The sequence below is a fragment of the Gammaproteobacteria bacterium genome (assembly GCA_036381015.1).
Taxonomy (GTDB): domain Bacteria; phylum Pseudomonadota; class Gammaproteobacteria; order Steroidobacterales; family Rariloculaceae; genus ZC4RG20.
In genome coordinates this window covers 48,208-65,530 of the sequence record DASVDR010000037.1, presented here as the reverse complement: position 1 = coordinate 65,530, position 17,323 = coordinate 48,208, and the positions used below count along the sequence as shown (strand labels likewise).

Genomic DNA, 17,323 nt, shown 5'->3' with positions numbered 1-17,323 from the left:
GAGACGCCGCACGGGGATCAGCGGAAATTCCTCGCATCGGTCTCGACTCCGCCGAGCAAGGGGCTGTAGTCGTAGAGCCGTTCCGCGATCACGTGCAGCACCTCTCCCTCCTTCTGCACACGCCCCGTGACCCCGAGCAGCCGGGCTCCGAGAAGCGGCCGGCGCTCCCGTTCAGCCACGCGAGCCCAAACGATCAGGTTCAGATAGCCGGTCTCGTCCTCCAGCGTGACGAAGATCACGCCCGAAGCGCTCGACGGGCGCTGCCGCGTGATGACGATACCCGCGGCATGCACGCGCTCGCCGTCATCGAGGGCGTGGACTTCGGCGGCGGACCGTAAGCCCATCCGCACGAGCCGCGCGCGCAGCAATGCGAGCGGATGGCGGCCGAGCGTAAAGCCGAGTCGGCGGTAGTCGGCAGCGATGTCCTCGCCTTCGGACGGACGCCTCAACATCGGAATACCCTCCGGGATCGGCGCATCGCCGAGCAGCGGCGACTCCTTCTCGACGCCCGCGACCTCCCACCGGGCGCGGTGGCGGTGCGCCGCAAGCGGCTTCAACGCGCCGGCCGCCGCCAATGCGCCGAGATCCTTCGCGTCGAGGCCCGCGCGGCGGGCGAGATCGCTCACGTCCGTGAAAGGCGCGGCGCGGCGTGCGGCCGTGATGCGCTCCGCGGCCTTGACCGTCAGCCCCTTCACCCGATCGAAGCCGAGCCGAATGCCGGGCTCGCCGCGCTCATCCGCCTCGAGCGTCGACTCTACGTCGCTCGCCGTGACGTCGACCGGCATGACCACGACGCCTTGCACGCGCGCGGCGCGGAGCAGCTGCGCAGGCGCGTAGAAGCCCATCGGCTGACTGTTCAGAAGCGCGCAGAAGAACGCGGCGGGCTCGTGGCACTTGAGCCACGCGGAAACGTAGACGAGCAGCGCGAAGCTCGCGGCGTGCGACTCGGGGAACCCGTATTCGCCGAAGCCTTGAATCTGATTGAACAGGCGCGTGGCGAACTCTTCCGAGTAGCCGCGGTCGCGCATGCCTCGGATCAGCCGCTGCTCGAAGAACGTGAGATCGCCGCGCCGCCGCCAAGCGGCCATCGCCCGGCGCAGCTGATCGGCCTCGCCCGGCGAGAAGCCGGCCGCGACGATCGCGAGCTGCATGACCTGCTCCTGGAAGATCGGCACGCCGAGCGTACGCTCCAGAACCTTGCGTACCTCCGGGCTGGGATAGTCGACCTCCTCTTCGCCGTTACGGCGGCGAAGATAAGGATGCACCATGTCGCCTTGAATCGGCCCGGGACGAATGATCGCGACCTCGATCACGAGATCGTAATAGCAGCGGGGCTTCAGCCGCGGCAGCATCGCCATCTGCGCGCGCGACTCGATCTGAAAGACGCCGATCGTGTCGGCCTTCGAGATCATGCGATAAACGGCCGGGTCCTCGGCCGGAATCTTCGCGATCGACATCGGCAGCATCGCCGCCCTCGCGGAGGAAGAAGGTGTCTGACACCTTTTTTCGCCGGTGTCCGGCACCTTCTTCTTTCCGTAGAAGGCGTCGATCAGCTCGAAGCTGCGCCGGATCGCCGTCAGCATGCCGAGGCCGAGCACGTCGATCTTGAGCAGCCCGAGCTCCTCGAGATCGTCCTTGTCCCATTGGATGACGGTGCGCTCCGGCATCGCCGCGTTCTCGATCGGCACGAGCCGATTGAGCGCGCCGTGCGAGATCACGAAGCCGCCGACGTGCTGCGAGAGGTGGCGCGGGAAGCCGATCAGCTGAGCGACCAGAGCACCGAGCATGCGCAGCCGCGGGCTTTCCGGATCGAGGCCGGCTTCCTTCACGCGATCGGCATCGATGCGGCGGCCGTCCCACCAATGCAGGGACTTCGCGAGCGTGTTCACCTGCACGTCGTCGAAGCCGAGCGCCTTGCCGACGTCGCGCACGGCGCTGCGCGCGCGGTAGGTGATGACCGTAGCGGCGAGCGCGGCGCGCTCGCGCGAATACTTCCGGTAGATGTACTGAATGACTTCCTCCCGGCGCTCATGCTCGAAATCGACGTCGATGTCGGGCGGCTCGTTGCGCTCCTTCGAGATGAACCGCTCGACGAGCATCTCCATGCGGGAAGGATCGACCTCGGTGATCCCCAAGCAGTAGCAGACGGCGGAGTTCGCGGCGGAGCCCCTGCCCTGGCACAGAATGCCGCGGCTGCGTGCGAACTCGACGATGTCGTACACGGTGAGAAAATACGGCTCGTACTCGAGCGCGCGAATCAGCTCGAGCTCGTGCTCGACGAGGCGGCGGACCTTCTCCGGCGCCCCCGAAGGCCAGCGCCGACGCATGCCTTTCTCGGTCAACGCCCGCAGATGACTCGCCGGCGTCTCGTTCTCCGGCACGAGCTCGTACGGATATTCGTAGCGCAGCTCGCGCAGCGAGAAGCTCACGCGATCGGCGATCTCGACGGTTTCCTCGAGCAACGCTTCGGGGTAAAGCTGCGCGAGCTCGGAGAGCGGCCGCAGGTGCCGCTCGCCGTTCGGATACGCATCGAAGCCGAGCCGGTCGACCGGCGTCTTCAGGCGTATCGCGGTCAACGTGTCCTGAAGCGCGCGCCGGCCGCGCTCGTGCATGTGAACGTCGCCGGCGGCCGTCATCGGCAAACCGAGCGCCGCGGCTGTGTGGCGGAGGCGCGCGAGCTTCTCGCGGTCGCCCGCGTCGCGGTGCAGCTCGACGGCGAGCCAGACTCGGCCTTCGAAGCGCTCCTTCAGCCACGCGCCCGCTTCGGCGTCCGGGGACGCCGACGGCACCCACAGGATCAGGCAATCGGACGGCTCGAGATAGCGGACGAAGTCTTCGCGGCAGAGCCGGTAGCCGCCTTTCTCGGCGGCGCGGCGCGCACACGTGATGAGCGCCGACAGCGCGCCGTAGGATGCCCGATCCGGCGCGAGCACGACCGTCTTCATACCACCCGGCAAAGCGAGCTCGCTGCCGACGATGAGCTTCAGCCCGTGCTCCTCGGCCGCGGCTAGCGCCCGCACGACGCCCGCCACCGAGCATTCGTCGGTCAATGCGAGCGCGGCGTAGCCGAGACGCGCGGCCTCGGCGACCAGCTCCTCCGGATGCGATGCGCCGCGGAGAAACGTGAAGTTGCTCAATGCATGGAGCTCCGCGTAGCGCATCAGCCGAATACTCCGTGCAGATACCAATGGCCGGCGGTGCGATCACGGTAAATCCAGAGCCTTTCTCCGCTTCGAGCGGCGGCGGCGAAATAGTCCCTGGCGATCCCTCCATCCCACCAGCCGCTCTCGATGCGCTCGGGACCATCGAGCAGCCGCAGTGCCGCGCCGCGAAAGCACGGCTCGCCTTCGACGCAAGCGAGACGCTCCGGAGCGGGAGCGAGCCACAGCGGCCGATGGGGCACCGGCGGCGACGCCGAGCCGCAAGGCGCACCGGGGACGACCGCGATCCATGCGCGCTCCGGGCGGTGATCCGCGGCCGGCGCGATCCCGTGAACGGCATCGGCGCCGAAGCGCGCGCGCAGGCGCTCGACGAGCTGCATGCGCGAGACGTGAGTCTCGGCGCCGTGCGCCCCGCCCGGCCTTCCGAGCAGCGGGCCGGTGGAAGGCCGCACGGGCTCGAGCGGCCCGGCCTCGAGAACGACGGCGGTTGCCGGAGCGGGCAGCGCGATGCGCTCGAGCCGGTCGCAAAGCAGATCGAGCAGCCTCGACCGATCGGCGGTGGCTTCGAGGAGATCGAGATCGTGAATGCTCGCCGGATGCCGCCTGTGCTCGAATCGCAGCCGCATCTTGCCGACCCGAGCTTGCCGAATGCGAAGCTCATCGGCCAGGCGCGCAGTCATCCGCGTCACGGCATCGACGAGGACGCTCAGGCTCGTGCTTTCGTCGATCAGCTCGATCTTGAAGCTCAGGCTCCGCGGCGCTTCGAAGCCCGTGCGCAAATCCGGATGCCGGCCGAGCGCCTTGTCCAGATCCTCGAGATAGCGCTTGCCTACTCTTCTTGCGAACCCGCCGCGCGGCAGCCGCAGGCACTCGCCGACGGTGCCTATACCGAAGCTTTCGAGGAGCTCGAGGACCGTCTCCGGCCAGCCGGTGACGTGCAACGGCAGGGGCCCGAGGCGCGCGACCAGCTCCTGCGACGAGACGGCATCGCCGCCTCCGCATCGCGCGAGCCACAGCGCGCCGAGCGGCGTGACCGCGGCCGAGAGACGAAAGTCGAGACCGCGGCGCGCGATTTCCGACGCCAGCGTCCGTTTCAAGCGCTCGAGGCCGCGGAAGAGCCGGAGGCTCGCGAGCACCTCGAGCAGCAAGGCCTGCGGAGGCTCGAGGCTGACCGCCGGAGTGAACCGGCAGCATGCGGCGGCCAACGCTTCGAGCAGCACACGCTCGGCTTGCGGAGAACGCTCGAGCACGCGAAGCGCGCCCGAGAACCCGAAGGCGGCGCTCAGATCGAGGCCCGGACCGATCCCTCTCGATCGGGCCGCTTCGTTCAGCGCGACGACGCGAAGCCGGCCTCGCAGCGCTTCGACGACGATCGTCGGCCGCGCATCGGCCGAGGCCGCCTGCGCCGCGCGCAGCGCGAGATCCGGCAAGTGCACCGCGATCCACAGCTGGACCTTGCGCAGCGGCGGATGCGCATCGACCGAAGAGGCGCGAGCCTCTCCGAAAGGCGGAAGAGCAATCGGCTTGGCGAACGGGGCCATGGCCAAAAGCGGACGTCAGAGCCCTTTATCGTGGTGACTCCGACGGACCGGCGATACTCCCGGTAAAAAAGGCGCCGCCTCTTCTGCAGGCTGCGAGAACGAACCGCTCGACGCCGACGAGGAGAGGTCGAGAATGAGCGTCGTGGGCCGACCGCCGCGGCACTTCAACACTTCGACCCGGACGCCTGCGGCGTCTGCGGACACTCTCAGCCTGAGCGCGGCGGGCGATCGCTGCGCACACGCGGCTTCGGGACGGAATAGCACGAGCCCCGTGTCGCGCTCCTCGGCGGAGAGCTGCAAGCGCCGCAGCGCCTTGTCGTTCGCCGAGTCGACCCACGCGAGCACGACCGCGCTCGTGCCCGAGCGCACCGCCTGCTCGGTTGCCCAGAGCGCCTCCTCCCCGGCCGCCGGCCCGGGACGCGCCGCGCCCTCGAGACCATTCGACGTGCGCGCAGCCGGACGCGGCGGCCGCACCAGCAGAACGCGCGCCACGTCGACGCCGTGACTGGCGAGCGCCGGCGCATACGGCACGAAAGGCGGCGCAATCCAGACGATCCACCCCGCGCTCGCCGCCTCGGAACGGCTCGTGGCGGCCAGCGCCGGCATCAGTAAACGAAGCTCGCCGATGCCGTAACGCGCGACGAAGATTTCGATGACCGCGCCCCAAGGCCAGCCGCCGCCGATCGTTTCGTCGAGCGCGGGGAAGCCGGTGGCGAGCACGGCCCGCCTCGAGCAGCCGCTTGCGCCGCGCCAGACGTGCGGGCCGGTGAGCGCTTCGAGGCTTGCCGCCATCGTCACCCCATCGAATGCCTGACGACGCCGACGACGATGCCTTCGATCGTGAGCGACTCTTCGCGGAGATCCACCTCGATCGGCTCGAACTCGGGATTCTCCGGAAGCAGCCAGACGCGATGACCTTCGTGCCGGTAACGCTTGACCGTGACCTCGTTCTCGAGGCGCGCGACGACGATCTGCCTGTTTCTGATCTCCGGCGTGCGATGCACCGCGACGAGATCGCCGTCGAGAATGCCGGCGTCGCGCATGCTCATGCCGTGGACGCGCAGCAGGAAATGGGGCTGCAGCTTGAAGAGATCCGGATCGATTTGATAACGGGCCTCGATGTTCTCCTCCGCGAGGATCGGTGCGCCGGCGGCGACTCGGCCGACGAGCGGCAACCCGATCTGCTCCCGAAGCGAATCCTTCAACCGAATGCCGCGGGAAGTGCCGGGTATCAGCTCTATCGCGCCCTTGCGCTCCAGTGCCCGAAGATGCTCCTCGGCGGCATTCACGGAACGGAACTTCAAGCGCCGCGCGATCTCCGCCCGCGTGGGCGGCATGCCGGTAGTGCTGATCGCCTTTTGAATCAGGTTGAGGATTTGCCTTTGCCGTGGGGTGAGCTCGCGCATCGCTGGACCTGCCCTGACCTGTATAGGTACCTACCCTGATGATATGTACAGGTCGAGGGCGCGGTCAAGGGGAAAACGGCCGTATCCGCATGCGCCCCGACACGCTCCGATGCGGCACGGCAGCCGCCGATGCCACCGGCAGGAAAGGGAGGAAGGTGCTGCGTGCCGGTCGAAGCTCAGTCGACCTGCAGATGCTCGAGACGATTGCAGCTGCTGACAACGATCTGCAGCTCGTCGATGCAGCCGCTCGATGACGGTCTGCGACGCCGGCCCCATCGAACAAGACGATCGATCAGCTCGAAGACTCGAGCCTCCGTGAGCGGGGTAACGATCCGCCCTTCGATCGCAACCTCCACGCAATTCCTGCGGATGAATTGCGCATCGGCACGCCCCGGACGTCCCCTCCTCCGGCCCTTCGATGGGTGAAAACTTCTGTTGAGTCAATTGTCTGCTTATGGAGACGCCCTTATAACCGCAATTGCAGTAGCGTTCGCTTTAGTCAATAATCACGCGTGTTTTTCCACCACCAACCCAGGGGATACTCAATGACGATGAAGTTAACGGGCGCACTGCGAGCAGCAGCACTGATCGTCGGAGCGGCAATCGCCACCGGCTGCGCCTCGGTGACCGCCGAGCAACTCGAAGAGGTCCGTGCCGCGGCTGAAGCTGCTCAAAACGCCGCCGACCAAGCGCAGCGTGCAGCAAACGAAGCCCGTCAGGCTGCTTCCGGTGCGCAGAGCACCGCGAATCAGGCGCTTCAGGCCGCTCAAGCCGCACAGGCCTGCTGCGACGCGAACAGCCAGCGCATCGACAGGATGTTCGAGCAGTCGCAGGCCAAGTAGTCAGGCGAACGAACAACTCGAATAAAGCCTTCAAGGCGACGTACTCCCGATACCGCCTCCCGTCTTCGAGAAGAGCCGCCAAGGCCCATTTGGCGGCTCTTTTTTTTCTCGCTGAAAGCTCTTCGAAGCCGGCGCCCGAACGAGCCCGTGCGGTGCATCGTCGGATCGCGCGTAGGCCGAACGGCCGCAGGTGGAGGTTCGAGCCGGCGCCGTTCGGGCGGCGGCACCGCGTAGAGAAAGCGAATCAGTAGCCGGCAGCGTCGGGAAGGGCCGGGTCCGCTGCGGGAAGCGCCGCCTCCGCAGCCGGAAGGACAGCCTCCGCCGCCGGAACGGCCGCGTCGACCGCCGGCGCGCTCGCCGGCTTGCTCGCGAGGCCCGACTCGTTCTCGGCCGCGTCATCGGACGCGGTCGTCGCGAGCGCGCCGCTTCCGTCGAGCTCCGCGAGCGACACCGCGAAAGGCATGCCGAGCGCGTCCCGCATGACGCTCTCGGCCAGGCCCCAATCGACGCGCGCGGCGCGCTCTTCGGTGGCCGCGACGAACTCGCGCGTGAGCTCGGTCAACGTCCAGCGGCCCGCCTCGACCTCCTCGGCGAGCGGCGGGTGCGCCTCCAAATAGAGCTCGCCGCCCTCGCTCCAGCCGGCCTTGTAAGGCTGGTTCACGATCCGGACCGGCGTACCGATCGGCACGCGCGCGAACAGCGCCTCGATGTCCTCGGGGAACATCCGCACGCAACCGTGTGTGACGCGCATTCCGACGCCCGATGGCCGGTTCGTGCCGTGAATGAGGTACCCGGGGATTCCGAGGTACAACGCGTGCTTCCCGAGCGGGTTGTCCGGGCCCGGAGGCACGACGGCCGGCAGCGGATCGTTTCGCGCCGCATGCTCCTCGCGGATCGATTCGGGCGGATACCACGTCGGGTTTCGCGCCTTGTCGACGACCGTCGTTTTGCCGAGCGGTGTCGTCCAGTCCAGGCGGCCGATGCTGATCGGGTACGTGAAGACCTTGTCGGGCGCGTCGGCCGGATAGTAATAAAGCCTGAGCTCGGCGACATTGACGACGATGCCTTCGCGGGGTGCGCGCGGCAGGACGTACTGCGTGGGCAGAACGATCCGCGTGCCCTCTCCCGGCAGCCATGCATCCACGCCGGGATTCGCGTCCTTCAGCTCCTCGTAGCCGAGGTCGTACTGCCTCGCGAGCGCGACGAACGTGTCCTCGTAGCGGGCCGTGACGTAACGGACCTCCCCGATCACGTCGTGACCCTTCGGCAGAAGGTACTCCGCCGCGTCGGCCACGGATACGGCGAGCGCGAGCAGCAGCGGCAAGAGAAGGGGCGGTTTCCGCATCGCCGCCATTATACGTATCACGACGCGTGCAAAAAGCGAACCGCGTTCACCAGGCGCGACGCGGGCCGACACGACGATCGGGCTGTCTCGCGGCGCGGCGCCGAAATGCGCTTCGACCCGATTCCCGACATGATGGAGCGGGGCCGCTCGGGGTCAGTAGCGCACGAGCCCTGCGCCCCAAGTGAAGCCGCCGCCGAAAGCCTCGAGCAGCAGCAGGTCGCCGCGCTTCACGCGCCCGTCGCGGACGGCGGCGTCGAGCGCGAGCGGAACGGAGGCCGCCGACGTGTTGCCATGCTCGGCCACCGTCAGCACGACGCGTTCCATCGGCAGCTGCAAGCGCTTCGCGGTGGCCTTGATGATCCGGATGTTGGCCTGGTGCGGAATGAGCCAGTCGATCTGGCCCTTGTCGAGGCGGTTGGCGTCGAGAACCTCGTCGACCATCGTCTCGAGGGTCTTCACGGCGACCTTGAACACCTCGTTGCCCTTCATCCGCAGCGCGGCGCGCTCGCAGTCCCGGCCCTGCTTCGAGACGCCGTTCGATGCGTAGAGCAGATCGCGAAACCGGCCGTCCGCTCCGAGCCTCGTGTAAAGGATGCCGGGAGCTTCCGCGGCCTCGAGGATCACCGCGCCGGCGCCGTCGCCGAAAAGCACGCACGTCTCGCGCTCGCTCCAATCGACGATGCGCGACATCGTCTCTGCGCCGACGACCAGCGCCCGCTTCGCCTGGCCGCCTTTGATCATCTGATCGGCGACCGTGAGGCTGTACATGAAGCCGGAGCAGGCGGCCTCGAGGCTGAAAGCGGGGCAGCCGCGAATTCCGAGCCGCTCCTGAAGCAGGCAGCCGACGTTCGGGAAGATGAGATCCGGAGTCGTCGTGCCGACGAGGACGAGATCGATGTCCCCGCCGTCGACGCCCGCGCTTTCCATCGCCGCGACGGCGGCCCGGTAGGCCAGGTCGCTCGTCGTCTCGCTCTCGCCGGCGATGTGGCGCCGCTCGATGCCCGTTCGGCTGCGGATCCATTCGTCCGACGTATCGACCATCCGCTCGAGGTCGAAGTTCGTGAGGACCCGCTCGGGAAGATACGACCCGGTGGCCGCTATGCGCGAATACATTCTGCTGGCTGGTCCTCGATGAGCTTGCCGATCTGGATCGGCACGCCTTTTCGGGCTTCGACGATCGCCGTGCGCACGGCGGTCTCGAACGCGAACGAGTCGGCGCTTCCGTGGCTCTTCAAGACCACACCGTTCAGACCGACGAGGCTCGCACCGTTGTAGCGGCGCGGATCCACCCGCACACTTATCGCGTCGAGCGCGGACTTGGCCACCACGCCTTGCAGCACTCGCAGGCCGTTGCGGTGGAACTCCTGCTTCATGAACTCGCCGATCAGCCGCGCAACGCCCTCCATCGTCTTCAACGCGACGTTGCCGACGAACCCGTCTGTCACGACGACGTCGACGTCGGCGTGAAAGATGCCGTCACCCTCCACGAACCCGATGTAGTTGAGGCCGCTGTGCGCGAGCAGCTCCCCGGCCTCGCGCACGACCTCGTTGCCCTTGATGTCCTCCTGGCCGATGTTGAGCAAGCCGACGCGCGGGCGCTCGACGTCGAGCATGTCGCTCGCAATCACCGAGCCCATCAGCGCGAACTGCAGCAGGTGCTCGGCCGTGCAGCCCACGTTCGCGCCGAGATCGAGCATGTAGGTGGGACCCGTGACGCCGGGGAGCGCGGAGATGATCGCCGGCCGATCGATGCCGGGCAGCGTCTTCAGCACGTAGCGCGCCGTGGCCATCAACGCGCCGGTGTTGCCGGCGCTGACGCACGCGTCCGCCTCGCCCGCCTTCACGAGCTCGAGCGCGACGCGCATCGACGAGTCCTTCTTCCGCCGCAGCGCGTCCCCCGGAGGCTCGTCCATCTTCACGACCTCGGTGGCCGCGCGGTAACGAAGCCGCTCGCCGTGGTTTTCGCCGCCCTCGCGCCGCGCACGCTCGAGCACCTCGGGCAGCCCGACCAGCACGAGGTTGACGGAGTCGTCCTTCTCGAGCGTGGCGAGGGCTGCCGGCACGACGGTGTCCGGACCGCGGTCGCCGCCCATCGCGTCCAGGGCAATCGTGACCTTGCGGTTCATTTAGTGAAGCTTCGGACGGAACGCGGGGTGGGAGCCCGGAGTCGACGTACGGCGAGCGCGAACGGCGCGCTCAATCCTCTTCGGCTTCCTGAGGAACTTCGACGACCTTGCGGCCGCGGTAATAGCCGTCGGCCGTCACGTGATGACGCCTATGCGTCTCGCCGGTCGTCGCGTCCACGGCGAGCGTCGGGCCTCGCAACGCGTCATGGGACCGGCGCATACCCCGCCGCGACGGCGTCTTGCGCGATTTCTGCACAGCCATTTTCGGATACTCCTGATTGCAACTCGAAGCGTCGCGGACGACTCGGCTCAACCGAGCTCGTCCGCTGCGATCGGTCCGGCGCCCGCGCCGCCGCAATCCTCCGGCCGCTCGTGCCTGGGGACGATGGGCAGCGAGATTATAAGTTCATCTTCGATCAATATGGCGGGCATCAGCCGCTCGTCGTCGAGCACGAGCGGCTCGTACCGATCCGGCACGTGCTTCTCGAGGGACGCGCTTTCCAGCAGCACCATCTCCACTCGGTCCCGAAGCGGGTACTCGAGCGGCTCGAGGCACCGCTGACACAGCAGTTGCACCGTGGTCTCGTATTCGACGTCTATTATCAGCCAGCCGCCCGGGTCCTGTCGAAAGCGGAGCGTCGCCTTGACGGTGCCCTTGTCCGATTGCAGCAGCTCGGTCAGCCGGTTGAAGCGGTTCAGCTCGATTTCCCCGCCGACCACGCCGCCGCGCTCCCCAAGCGCTCCGAGCTCACGCGCACCATACCAGCTATAGAGCGACGCGGGCATGACGGCGTATCATAGGGGTGGAGGATTATCCTGTCAAAACCGCAAGTTAGCGCGGAGTTCGCTCGCGTGACGACGCTCACAAAAGGCCGCACATGACGCGCTTGATACTGGCTTCGACCTCCAAATACCGCTCGGAGTTGCTTGCGCGGCTCGGCCTGCCGTTCCGGACCTGCGCGCCGAACGTCGACGAGCGCATCGAGCCGGACGAGGGGCCGGGCGAGGCCGCCGCACGGCTCGCGCGGGCGAAGGCCGAGGCCGTGCAGGCCGCGGACGCGATCGTGGTCGGCGCCGATCAGGTCCCTTCCCTCGAAGGACGCATCCTGCGCAAGCCGGGCACGCACGAGGCGGCGGTCGAGCAGCTCCTGGCGTGCGGCGGCCGCAGCGTCGCGTTTCATACGGCCGTGGCGGTCATCGAGAGACCCGGCGGCCGGCGATGGGAGAGCGTCGACGTCACGGAAGTGCTCTTCGACGATCTCACGCGGGAGCGAGTCGACCGCTATCTCCGGCGCGATCGGCCCTACGACTGCGCCGGCGGGTTCAAGGCCGAGGGGCTCGGCATCGCTCTGTTCAAGGCGATCCGCACGAACGACCCGACGGCGCTGATCGGCCTGCCGCTGATCTGGCTCGCCGGCGCGCTGCGGGAAGCCGGCTTGGACCCGCTCGGAGCCTGATCCGACCTGCCCCGACGAAGCCTATCCGGGCCGGCCTTGGCGCGTCCGGTGCCGAACGCGCGTCACGGGCGCGCGGCACGCGCCTCGTGGAGAGCGCGGAGGACGGCGCCGAGCTCGGGCGGCAGCGGCGCGCTGACCGCGAACGGCTCGCCGCTGTCGGGCCAGTCGAATCCGACGGCGTGGGCGTGCAGGAACATCCGGTGCAGGCTGAACGCACGCATTTCCGCGTCGAAGCCCGCGTCGCCGTAGCGCTCGTCACCGGCGATCGGGTGCCCGGCCCAGGCGGCATGGACGCGGATCTGGTGGGTGCGACCGGTTCGGATCGTGACCTCGACGAGCGACGCGAGCGGCCCGAACGCCTCGATCCGGCGGAACCGGCTTCGCGCGGGCTTCCCGGCCTCGTCGACCGTGACCGTCACCTCGCCGAGGCGGCGATGCGCCTTCAGCGGGGCGTCGAGATCGACGGCGCCGTGCTCCCACGCGCCCCGAACCAATGCGAGATAGCGCTTCTCCACGGCGCCTTCGCGCAGCGCGGCGTGCAGCGCGCGCAGTGCGCTGCGCCGCTTGGCGACCAGGAGGCACCCGGACGTCCCGCGATCGAGCCGGTGCACGAGCTCGAGCGTCCGCAGCTCCGGTCGCAGGACGCGCAGCGCCTCGATGCAGCCGAGCCGGATGCCGCTGCCGCCGTGCGAAGCGAGCCCGGCGGGCTTGTCGACGACGAGCAGCCGCCGGTCCTCGTAGATGATCCGGTCGCGCAGCCACTCCACCGAGTCTCGCCCGGCCGGGACGGCCGCCGGGCCCGCCCGCTCCACCGGCGGGACCCGCACGCGGTCGCCCGCGCGCAGCCGGTACCCCGGAGTCACGCGGCCCGAATTGACCCGCACCTGCCCCGAGCGAATCAGCCGGTACACGTGGCTTCGGGGCACCCCTTTCAGGCGGGCGATCAGGAAATTGTCGAGGCGCTGCCCGGCAATCTCCGCGTCGATCTCCCGGTGCTGAACCGCCGGCTTGCTCCGTAATGCGCCCACTGGACCTGCAAATTGTGCATAAGCGCGTCTATGTTATAGTACCGCCAACGGATTTCGCCCTGGGCAGGCCCGCCTGCGAGGGCTGGTCCGTGTCCGATTTCCGCCGCATCGTGAGGAATCGTGAGCGGCCATTGAGTTGATAGAGTTTTTGTTGTCGGCGAACCCGGAGTGGGTGCCGCGATCTCGGGCATGGCTCTCCGTCGCAGAAGAAGCTCACAGACGCTGACGGATCGAGCACTTCGAGCCTACCGCAGAATCATGACACGGCGGTTTCACGACACATACTGCTTGCATTCTGCACCGCGGATCACGGCTGTCGTACCAGGCACCGGGCCCGCCCCTAACGGGCTGAGGTCTTATGAAACGCATGTTGGTGAACGCAACTCAGCAGGAAGAGTTGCGCGTGGCCATGGTGGATGGCCAGAAACTTTACGATCTTGATATCGAGGTACCTTCGCGAGAACAGCGTAAGGCGAACATCTACAAGGGGCGAATCACTCGCATCGAGCCGAGCCTCGAGGCCGCCTTCGTCGACTACGGCGCGCAGCGCCACGGCTTTCTCCCCCTAAAGGAAATCTCCCCCGAATACTTCATCCGCCAGCCAGAGGCGGGCGAGCGCGTGCAGATCAAGGACGTGCTCCGCGAGAACCAGGAGATCGTCGTCCAGGTCGAGAAGGAGGAGCGCGGCACGAAGGGCGCGGCCCTGACCACGTACGTGAGCCTTGCCGGCCGCTTCCTCGTGCTGATGCCGAACAATCCGCGCGCGGGCGGCGTCTCCCGCCGGATCACGGGCGAGGACCGGGAGATCGTCCGGCAGTCGCTCGAGGAGCTCGCACCGCCGGAAGGCATGGGCTGCATCGTGCGCACGGCCGGCGTCGGCCGCAGCACCGAGGAGCTGCGCTGGGATCTCGACTACCTGCTGCGCGTCTGGGAGTCGATCAAGCAGGTCGTCGTGACCCGTCCGGCCCCGTTCCTGATCTACCAGGAAGGGAACGCGATCGTCCGCGCGCTGCGGGACTACTACTCGAGCGAGATCGGCGAAATTCTGATCGACGATCCGAAGGTTTACCAGGAAGCGCTCGAGTTCATGGAGCGGGTGCTGCCGCAGAGCGTGCGCAAGCTCAAGCTCTACGACGACCCCACCGTGCCGCTCTTCACGCGCTTTCAGATCGAGAGCCAGATCGAGTCCGCGTTCGCGCACAAGGTCCAGCTGCCGTCCGGCGGCAGCATCGTGATCGACCACACGGAGGCGCTCACGGCCATCGACATCAACTCCGCGCGGTCGACGAAGGGCGAGGACATCGAGGAAACGGCGCTCAACACGAACCTCGAGGCGGCGGACGAGATCGCTCGGCAGCTGCGCATCCGCGACCTCGGCGGCCTGGTCGTGATCGACTTCATCGACATGGGCCCGCACCGGAACCAGCGCGAGGTCGAGAACCGGCTGCGCGAGGCCGTTCGTCAGGATCGCGCGCGGATTCAGATCGGCCGCATCTCCCGTTTCGGCCTGCTCGAGCTGTCGCGGCAGCGGCTGCGCCCCTCTCTCGAGGAATCCACGCAATCCGTGTGCCCCCGGTGCAACGGCACCGGGAACGTACGCAGCGTCGAGTCGCTCGCGCTCGCGATCTTGCGGCTCGTCGGGGAAGAGGCGCGCAAGGACCGGACCGCGAAGGTCATCGCGCAGCTGCCGATGGAGGTTGCGAACTACGTGCTGAACGAGAAGCGCGACTGGGTGCAGACGATCCAGGAGCGCAACAACGTTCAGATCGTGCTGATCGGCAATCCGGACATGGACACGCCGAACTATTCGATCAAGCGCGTCCGCGACGACGAGGCCCATCTGCCGGAGAACTCCGGCACCAGCTACAAGATGGTCGAGCCGAAGGAGGATCCGTCGCTCGCCTACGAGGAGATCAAGCGCGCCGTGAAGGCCGAGGAAGCGGCGGTCTCCGCCGTGCTGCCGACGACGCCGGCGCCGCTGCCGGCTGAGCGGACGGCGCGCGACGAGCCGAAGGCACCGGGACTGCTGCGTCGCATGCTCGCGTGGCTGAACGGAGGCGGCCGGGAAGCGGAGCGATCCGCTCCGGCGGCACGCGGCGGGCGGCGTGCGTCGTCCAGCCGCGAACGTGACGGGCGCACCGGCCAAGGCGACCGGCGAAGCCGCGAACGCGGAAGCACGCGCAAGAGCCGCGGCGGGCGCAGCGACGCGAGCGCGCAGGGCGGCCGCTCCAGCCGTGCACAAGCAAGCGGCCAAGGCAACGCGTCCGCCGCGCCGACCGGCAGCCAGGAAAGCCCGCCGGCCGGGGCTCACGGCGGGGGCTCCCGCAACCGCCGCTCGCGCAATCGCAAGGCATCGCGCGGCGACCGGCGCAACGGCGGCCGCTCGGACGAGAGCGCGACAGCGGAAGCCCAGACCGCAAAAACCGACGCCGCGCGGACGCGTGCCGGCGACGAACGCGGCGCGCCCGAGCAGGCCGGCGCGAAGCCGGCCGAGCCGGCGACGCCGAGGAGCACGAACGGCAGCGGAGCGGAGAGCGCGCCGGCCATGCCGACGGGCGGCGCCGGAGCGGCGCCGCGGCTCGTCGCGTCGCCTCTGAGCGGGGCCGACTCGGTCTCGGCTGACGCATCGCCGGCGCCGCGCTCGGACACGCCGGCCCGTGCCGTTCCGGATACGCCGCGAAGCGCCGAGCCCGCCTCCCGCGCGGCCGACGATGCCGCGGGCTCCGGCGGAGACGCAGCGCACCGGACCGGCACGGAAGGCCCGGGCGAGGACCGCAATCAGGAAGCGTCGGCTTCGGGCTGACGTCGGGCGCCTTTCGAAGCCTCTCCGCCGCCCGCGGCGGCGACGTCGGCTGCCCTCCGCATCGCGGCGGCGCGCAGTGACTCGGGTACGGCGGAGAACCGCGTCAGACGCCCGCGCTTTGCAGCCGGCGCTTCACGTGCTCGAGCAGGCCGAGCGAGGCCTCCTCCACGAGGTCCAGAACGTGCTCGAAGCCGTTGCTGCCGCCGTAGTACGGATCGGGCACCTCGGTGCGCCCGACGTGAGGTGCGAACTCGAGGAGCAACCGGATCCGATCGTGATACTCGGCCGGGGAAAGCTCCCGCAGCAGCTCGACGTTCGTGCGATCCATCGCGAGCACCAGGTCGAAGCGCTCGAAATCTCTCCGCTCGATCCGCCGCGCACGCTGACCGGAAAGATCGATGCCGCGGCGAGCCGCCGCCCGCTGCGCGCGCTGATCGGGCGGCTCGCCGACGTGGTAGGCGTGCGTGCCGGCCGAATCCAGGCGGAGCGCCAGCTCGGGTGCACGCTCCTGCCAGACCTTGCGGAACACGGCTTCGGCCGTCGGCGAGCGGCAGATGTTGCCCATGCAGACGAACAGCAGGCCGAATCCGCTTTCGGCCGCCGCGCCCGGATCCTCGTCGGATTCCGCGGCGGTGCGCCGCAGTCTGTCGAAGATCATCTTCAAGCTCGGCCCCCGGCGTTTCGCGATCCTTTGCGAAGCGGAACAAATTGTAGCGCACGAGCGCCTCGCGGGCGGCACCGGCCGAGTCGCCGTCACTGGGAGACGAGCCTGCGTACCGTTGCGAGGTCCTCGGGCGTGTCGACCCCCCGCGGCGGCGGCACCTCGGCATCGGCGACCGCGATCCGATAGCCGAGCCACAGCGCCCGCAGCTGCTCGAGGCGCTCCGTGAGCTCGAGCGCGCACGGCGGCTCGGCGGCCAAGGCCCGCAGATCGCCGGCACGGTATGCATAGAGCCCGATGTGCCGGCGCGGCGGCTCGTTTCGCTGCCCGTCGCGTATCCACGGGATCGGCGCGCGGCTGAAATAGAGGGCGCGCCCCGCGCGATCGCACACGACCTTCACCGCGGCGGGGTCGTGCAGCTCCCGCTCCGACGTCACCGGCGTCGTCAGCGTGGCGATGGAGGCGTCCGGGTCGGCCGCAAGCAGCTCGGCGACCTGTGCGATCAGCCGAGGCGGCACGAGCGGCTCGTCGCCCTGCACGTTCACGACGATCTCGGAGTCGCCGAAGCCGCGGCGGGCCGCGACCTCCGCGATCCGATCCGTGCCGCTCGCGTGCGCTGCGCTCGTGAGCTCGACGTCGGCGCCGCAGGCCCGGGCGGCGGCCACCACGCGCTCGTCGTCCGTCGCCACCACGACGAGCGCGGCGCCGCTCGCGCGCGCCTGCTCGTGCACCCAAGCGATCATCGGCCGTCCGCCGATGTCCGCGAGCGGCTTGCCGGGCAGCCGACTCGACGCGTAGCGCGCGGGAATCACGACATTGAAGCGAACCGTCATCGTGCTCGGTCGGAAGCGTCGTCAGTCGTCAGCGGGACGGCGCGACGGGCGAAAAGCGCTCTCGCCGACCGCGTCGGGCCGCGCGGCGCGCCGTTCATTTCACTCGACGTCCGGCACCGG

Annotated in this window: 16 protein-coding genes; 3 read left to right on the top strand and 13 right to left on the bottom strand. The window is 68.6% G+C overall.

The window, feature by feature from the left end:
* Window positions 1–17: 17 nt before the first annotated feature.
* The 5 genes from VF329_13100 to VF329_13080 all read right to left on the bottom strand — a co-directional run bounded on the left by VF329_13100 (window position 18) and on the right by VF329_13080 (window position 6,464).
* The gene (locus VF329_13100; protein HEX7081944.1) at window positions 18–3,161 is read right to left on the bottom strand and encodes an error-prone DNA polymerase; all 3,144 of its coding nucleotides are present in this window, start codon (window positions 3,159–3,161) and stop codon (window positions 18–20) included.
* Window positions 3,161–4,702, bottom strand: a complete 1,542-nt coding sequence (locus VF329_13095) for a DNA polymerase Y family protein (GenBank protein ID HEX7081943.1) — start codon at window positions 4,700–4,702, stop codon at window positions 3,161–3,163. Before VF329_13095 ends, VF329_13100 begins: the two co-directional genes overlap by 1 nt.
* Before the next feature lie 15 nt (window positions 4,703–4,717).
* Entirely contained in the window at window positions 4,718–5,494 is a 777-nt protein-coding gene (gene imuA, locus VF329_13090; protein ID HEX7081942.1) for a translesion DNA synthesis-associated protein ImuA, read from the bottom strand.
* Window positions 5,495–5,496: 2 nt separating this feature from the next.
* Entirely contained in the window at window positions 5,497–6,108 is a 612-nt protein-coding gene (lexA, locus tag VF329_13085) for a transcriptional repressor LexA (GenBank protein HEX7081941.1), read from the bottom strand.
* A 176-nt stretch (window positions 6,109–6,284) separates the two neighbouring features.
* Window positions 6,285–6,464 carry a hypothetical protein gene (locus tag VF329_13080; protein HEX7081940.1) on the bottom strand — a complete coding sequence of 60 codons (180 nt, stop codon included), beginning with the start codon at window positions 6,462–6,464 and terminating at the stop codon, window positions 6,285–6,287.
* A 189-nt stretch (window positions 6,465–6,653) separates the two neighbouring features.
* Here VF329_13080 and VF329_13075 point away from each other — a divergent pair, with 189 nt between their 5' ends.
* Window positions 6,654–6,950, top strand: a complete 297-nt coding sequence (locus VF329_13075) for an Lpp/OprI family alanine-zipper lipoprotein (GenBank protein ID HEX7081939.1) — start codon at window positions 6,654–6,656, stop codon at window positions 6,948–6,950.
* A gap of 244 nt (window positions 6,951–7,194) precedes the next feature.
* On the opposite strand, the gene VF329_13070 is transcribed toward VF329_13075, so the two are convergent.
* From VF329_13070 to VF329_13050, 5 genes are all read right to left on the bottom strand, one after another.
* Window positions 7,195–8,295 (bottom strand): L,D-transpeptidase family protein, encoded by a 1,101-nt coding sequence (locus VF329_13070; GenBank protein ID HEX7081938.1) that lies wholly within the window; start codon window positions 8,293–8,295, stop codon window positions 7,195–7,197.
* A 153-nt stretch (window positions 8,296–8,448) separates the two neighbouring features.
* Window positions 8,449–9,408, bottom strand: a complete 960-nt coding sequence (locus VF329_13065; GenBank protein HEX7081937.1) for a beta-ketoacyl-ACP synthase III — start codon at window positions 9,406–9,408, stop codon at window positions 8,449–8,451.
* The gene (plsX, locus tag VF329_13060) at window positions 9,393–10,421 is read right to left on the bottom strand and encodes a phosphate acyltransferase PlsX (protein ID HEX7081936.1); all 1,029 of its coding nucleotides are present in this window, start codon (window positions 10,419–10,421) and stop codon (window positions 9,393–9,395) included. Before plsX ends, VF329_13065 begins: the two co-directional genes overlap by 16 nt.
* Before the next feature lie 70 nt (window positions 10,422–10,491).
* Window positions 10,492–10,683, bottom strand: a complete 192-nt coding sequence (gene rpmF, locus VF329_13055) for a 50S ribosomal protein L32 (GenBank protein ID HEX7081935.1) — start codon at window positions 10,681–10,683, stop codon at window positions 10,492–10,494.
* Between the two features lie 47 nt (window positions 10,684–10,730).
* Window positions 10,731–11,207 (bottom strand): YceD family protein, encoded by a 477-nt coding sequence (locus tag VF329_13050; GenBank protein ID HEX7081934.1) that lies wholly within the window; start codon window positions 11,205–11,207, stop codon window positions 10,731–10,733.
* Window positions 11,208–11,299: 92 nt separating this feature from the next.
* On the opposite strand from VF329_13050, the gene VF329_13045 reads away from it, so the two are divergent.
* The gene (locus VF329_13045; GenBank protein HEX7081933.1) at window positions 11,300–11,878 is read left to right on the top strand and encodes a Maf family nucleotide pyrophosphatase; all 579 of its coding nucleotides are present in this window, start codon (window positions 11,300–11,302) and stop codon (window positions 11,876–11,878) included.
* A 62-nt stretch (window positions 11,879–11,940) separates the two neighbouring features.
* On the opposite strand, the gene VF329_13040 is transcribed toward VF329_13045, so the two are convergent.
* A complete protein-coding gene (locus VF329_13040) occupies window positions 11,941–12,906 on the bottom strand; it encodes an RluA family pseudouridine synthase (GenBank protein HEX7081932.1) in 966 nt (321 codons plus the stop codon).
* A 367-nt stretch (window positions 12,907–13,273) separates the two neighbouring features.
* Between VF329_13040 and VF329_13035 the strand changes: the two genes are divergently transcribed.
* Entirely contained in the window at window positions 13,274–15,709 is a 2,436-nt protein-coding gene (locus VF329_13035) for an Rne/Rng family ribonuclease (GenBank protein ID HEX7081931.1), read from the top strand.
* Between the two features lie 103 nt (window positions 15,710–15,812).
* Here VF329_13035 and VF329_13030 read toward each other — a convergent pair whose 3' ends face one another.
* On the bottom strand, window positions 15,813–16,274 hold the full coding sequence (locus tag VF329_13030; protein ID HEX7081930.1) for a low molecular weight protein-tyrosine-phosphatase: 462 nt from the start codon (window positions 16,272–16,274) through the stop codon (window positions 15,813–15,815).
* 188 nt (window positions 16,275–16,462) lie between these two features.
* Window positions 16,463–17,203, bottom strand: coding sequence for a 3-deoxy-manno-octulosonate cytidylyltransferase (gene kdsB, locus VF329_13025; GenBank protein ID HEX7081929.1), 741 nt, complete (start codon window positions 17,201–17,203; stop codon window positions 16,463–16,465).
* Window positions 17,204–17,323 lie beyond the last annotated feature (120 nt).

Coding starts and splice junctions, on each gene's coding strand:
- lexA (HEX7081941.1), bottom strand. CDS start 6,108: ATGCGCGAGCTCACCCCACGGCAAAGGCAAATCCTCAACCTGATTCAA.
- imuA (HEX7081942.1), bottom strand. CDS start 5,494: ATGGCGGCAAGCCTCGAAGCGCTCACCGGCCCGCACGTCTGGCGCGGC.
- plsX (HEX7081936.1), bottom strand. CDS start 10,421: ATGAACCGCAAGGTCACGATTGCCCTGGACGCGATGGGCGGCGACCGC.
- VF329_13050 (HEX7081934.1), bottom strand. CDS start 11,207: ATGCCCGCGTCGCTCTATAGCTGGTATGGTGCGCGTGAGCTCGGAGCG.
- VF329_13075 (HEX7081939.1), top strand. CDS start 6,654: ATGACGATGAAGTTAACGGGCGCACTGCGAGCAGCAGCACTGATCGTC.
- VF329_13045 (HEX7081933.1), top strand. CDS start 11,300: ATGACGCGCTTGATACTGGCTTCGACCTCCAAATACCGCTCGGAGTTG.
- VF329_13100 (HEX7081944.1), bottom strand. CDS start 3,161: ATGCGCTACGCGGAGCTCCATGCATTGAGCAACTTCACGTTTCTCCGC.
- VF329_13095 (HEX7081943.1), bottom strand. CDS start 4,702: ATGGCCCCGTTCGCCAAGCCGATTGCTCTTCCGCCTTTCGGAGAGGCT.
- rpmF (HEX7081935.1), bottom strand. CDS start 10,683: ATGGCTGTGCAGAAATCGCGCAAGACGCCGTCGCGGCGGGGTATGCGC.
- VF329_13030 (HEX7081930.1), bottom strand. CDS start 16,274: ATGGGCAACATCTGCCGCTCGCCGACGGCCGAAGCCGTGTTCCGCAAG.
- VF329_13035 (HEX7081931.1), top strand. CDS start 13,274: ATGTTGGTGAACGCAACTCAGCAGGAAGAGTTGCGCGTGGCCATGGTG.
- VF329_13070 (HEX7081938.1), bottom strand. CDS start 8,295: ATGCGGAAACCGCCCCTTCTCTTGCCGCTGCTGCTCGCGCTCGCCGTA.
- kdsB (HEX7081929.1), bottom strand. CDS start 17,203: ATGACGGTTCGCTTCAATGTCGTGATTCCCGCGCGCTACGCGTCGAGT.
- VF329_13065 (HEX7081937.1), bottom strand. CDS start 9,408: ATGTATTCGCGCATAGCGGCCACCGGGTCGTATCTTCCCGAGCGGGTC.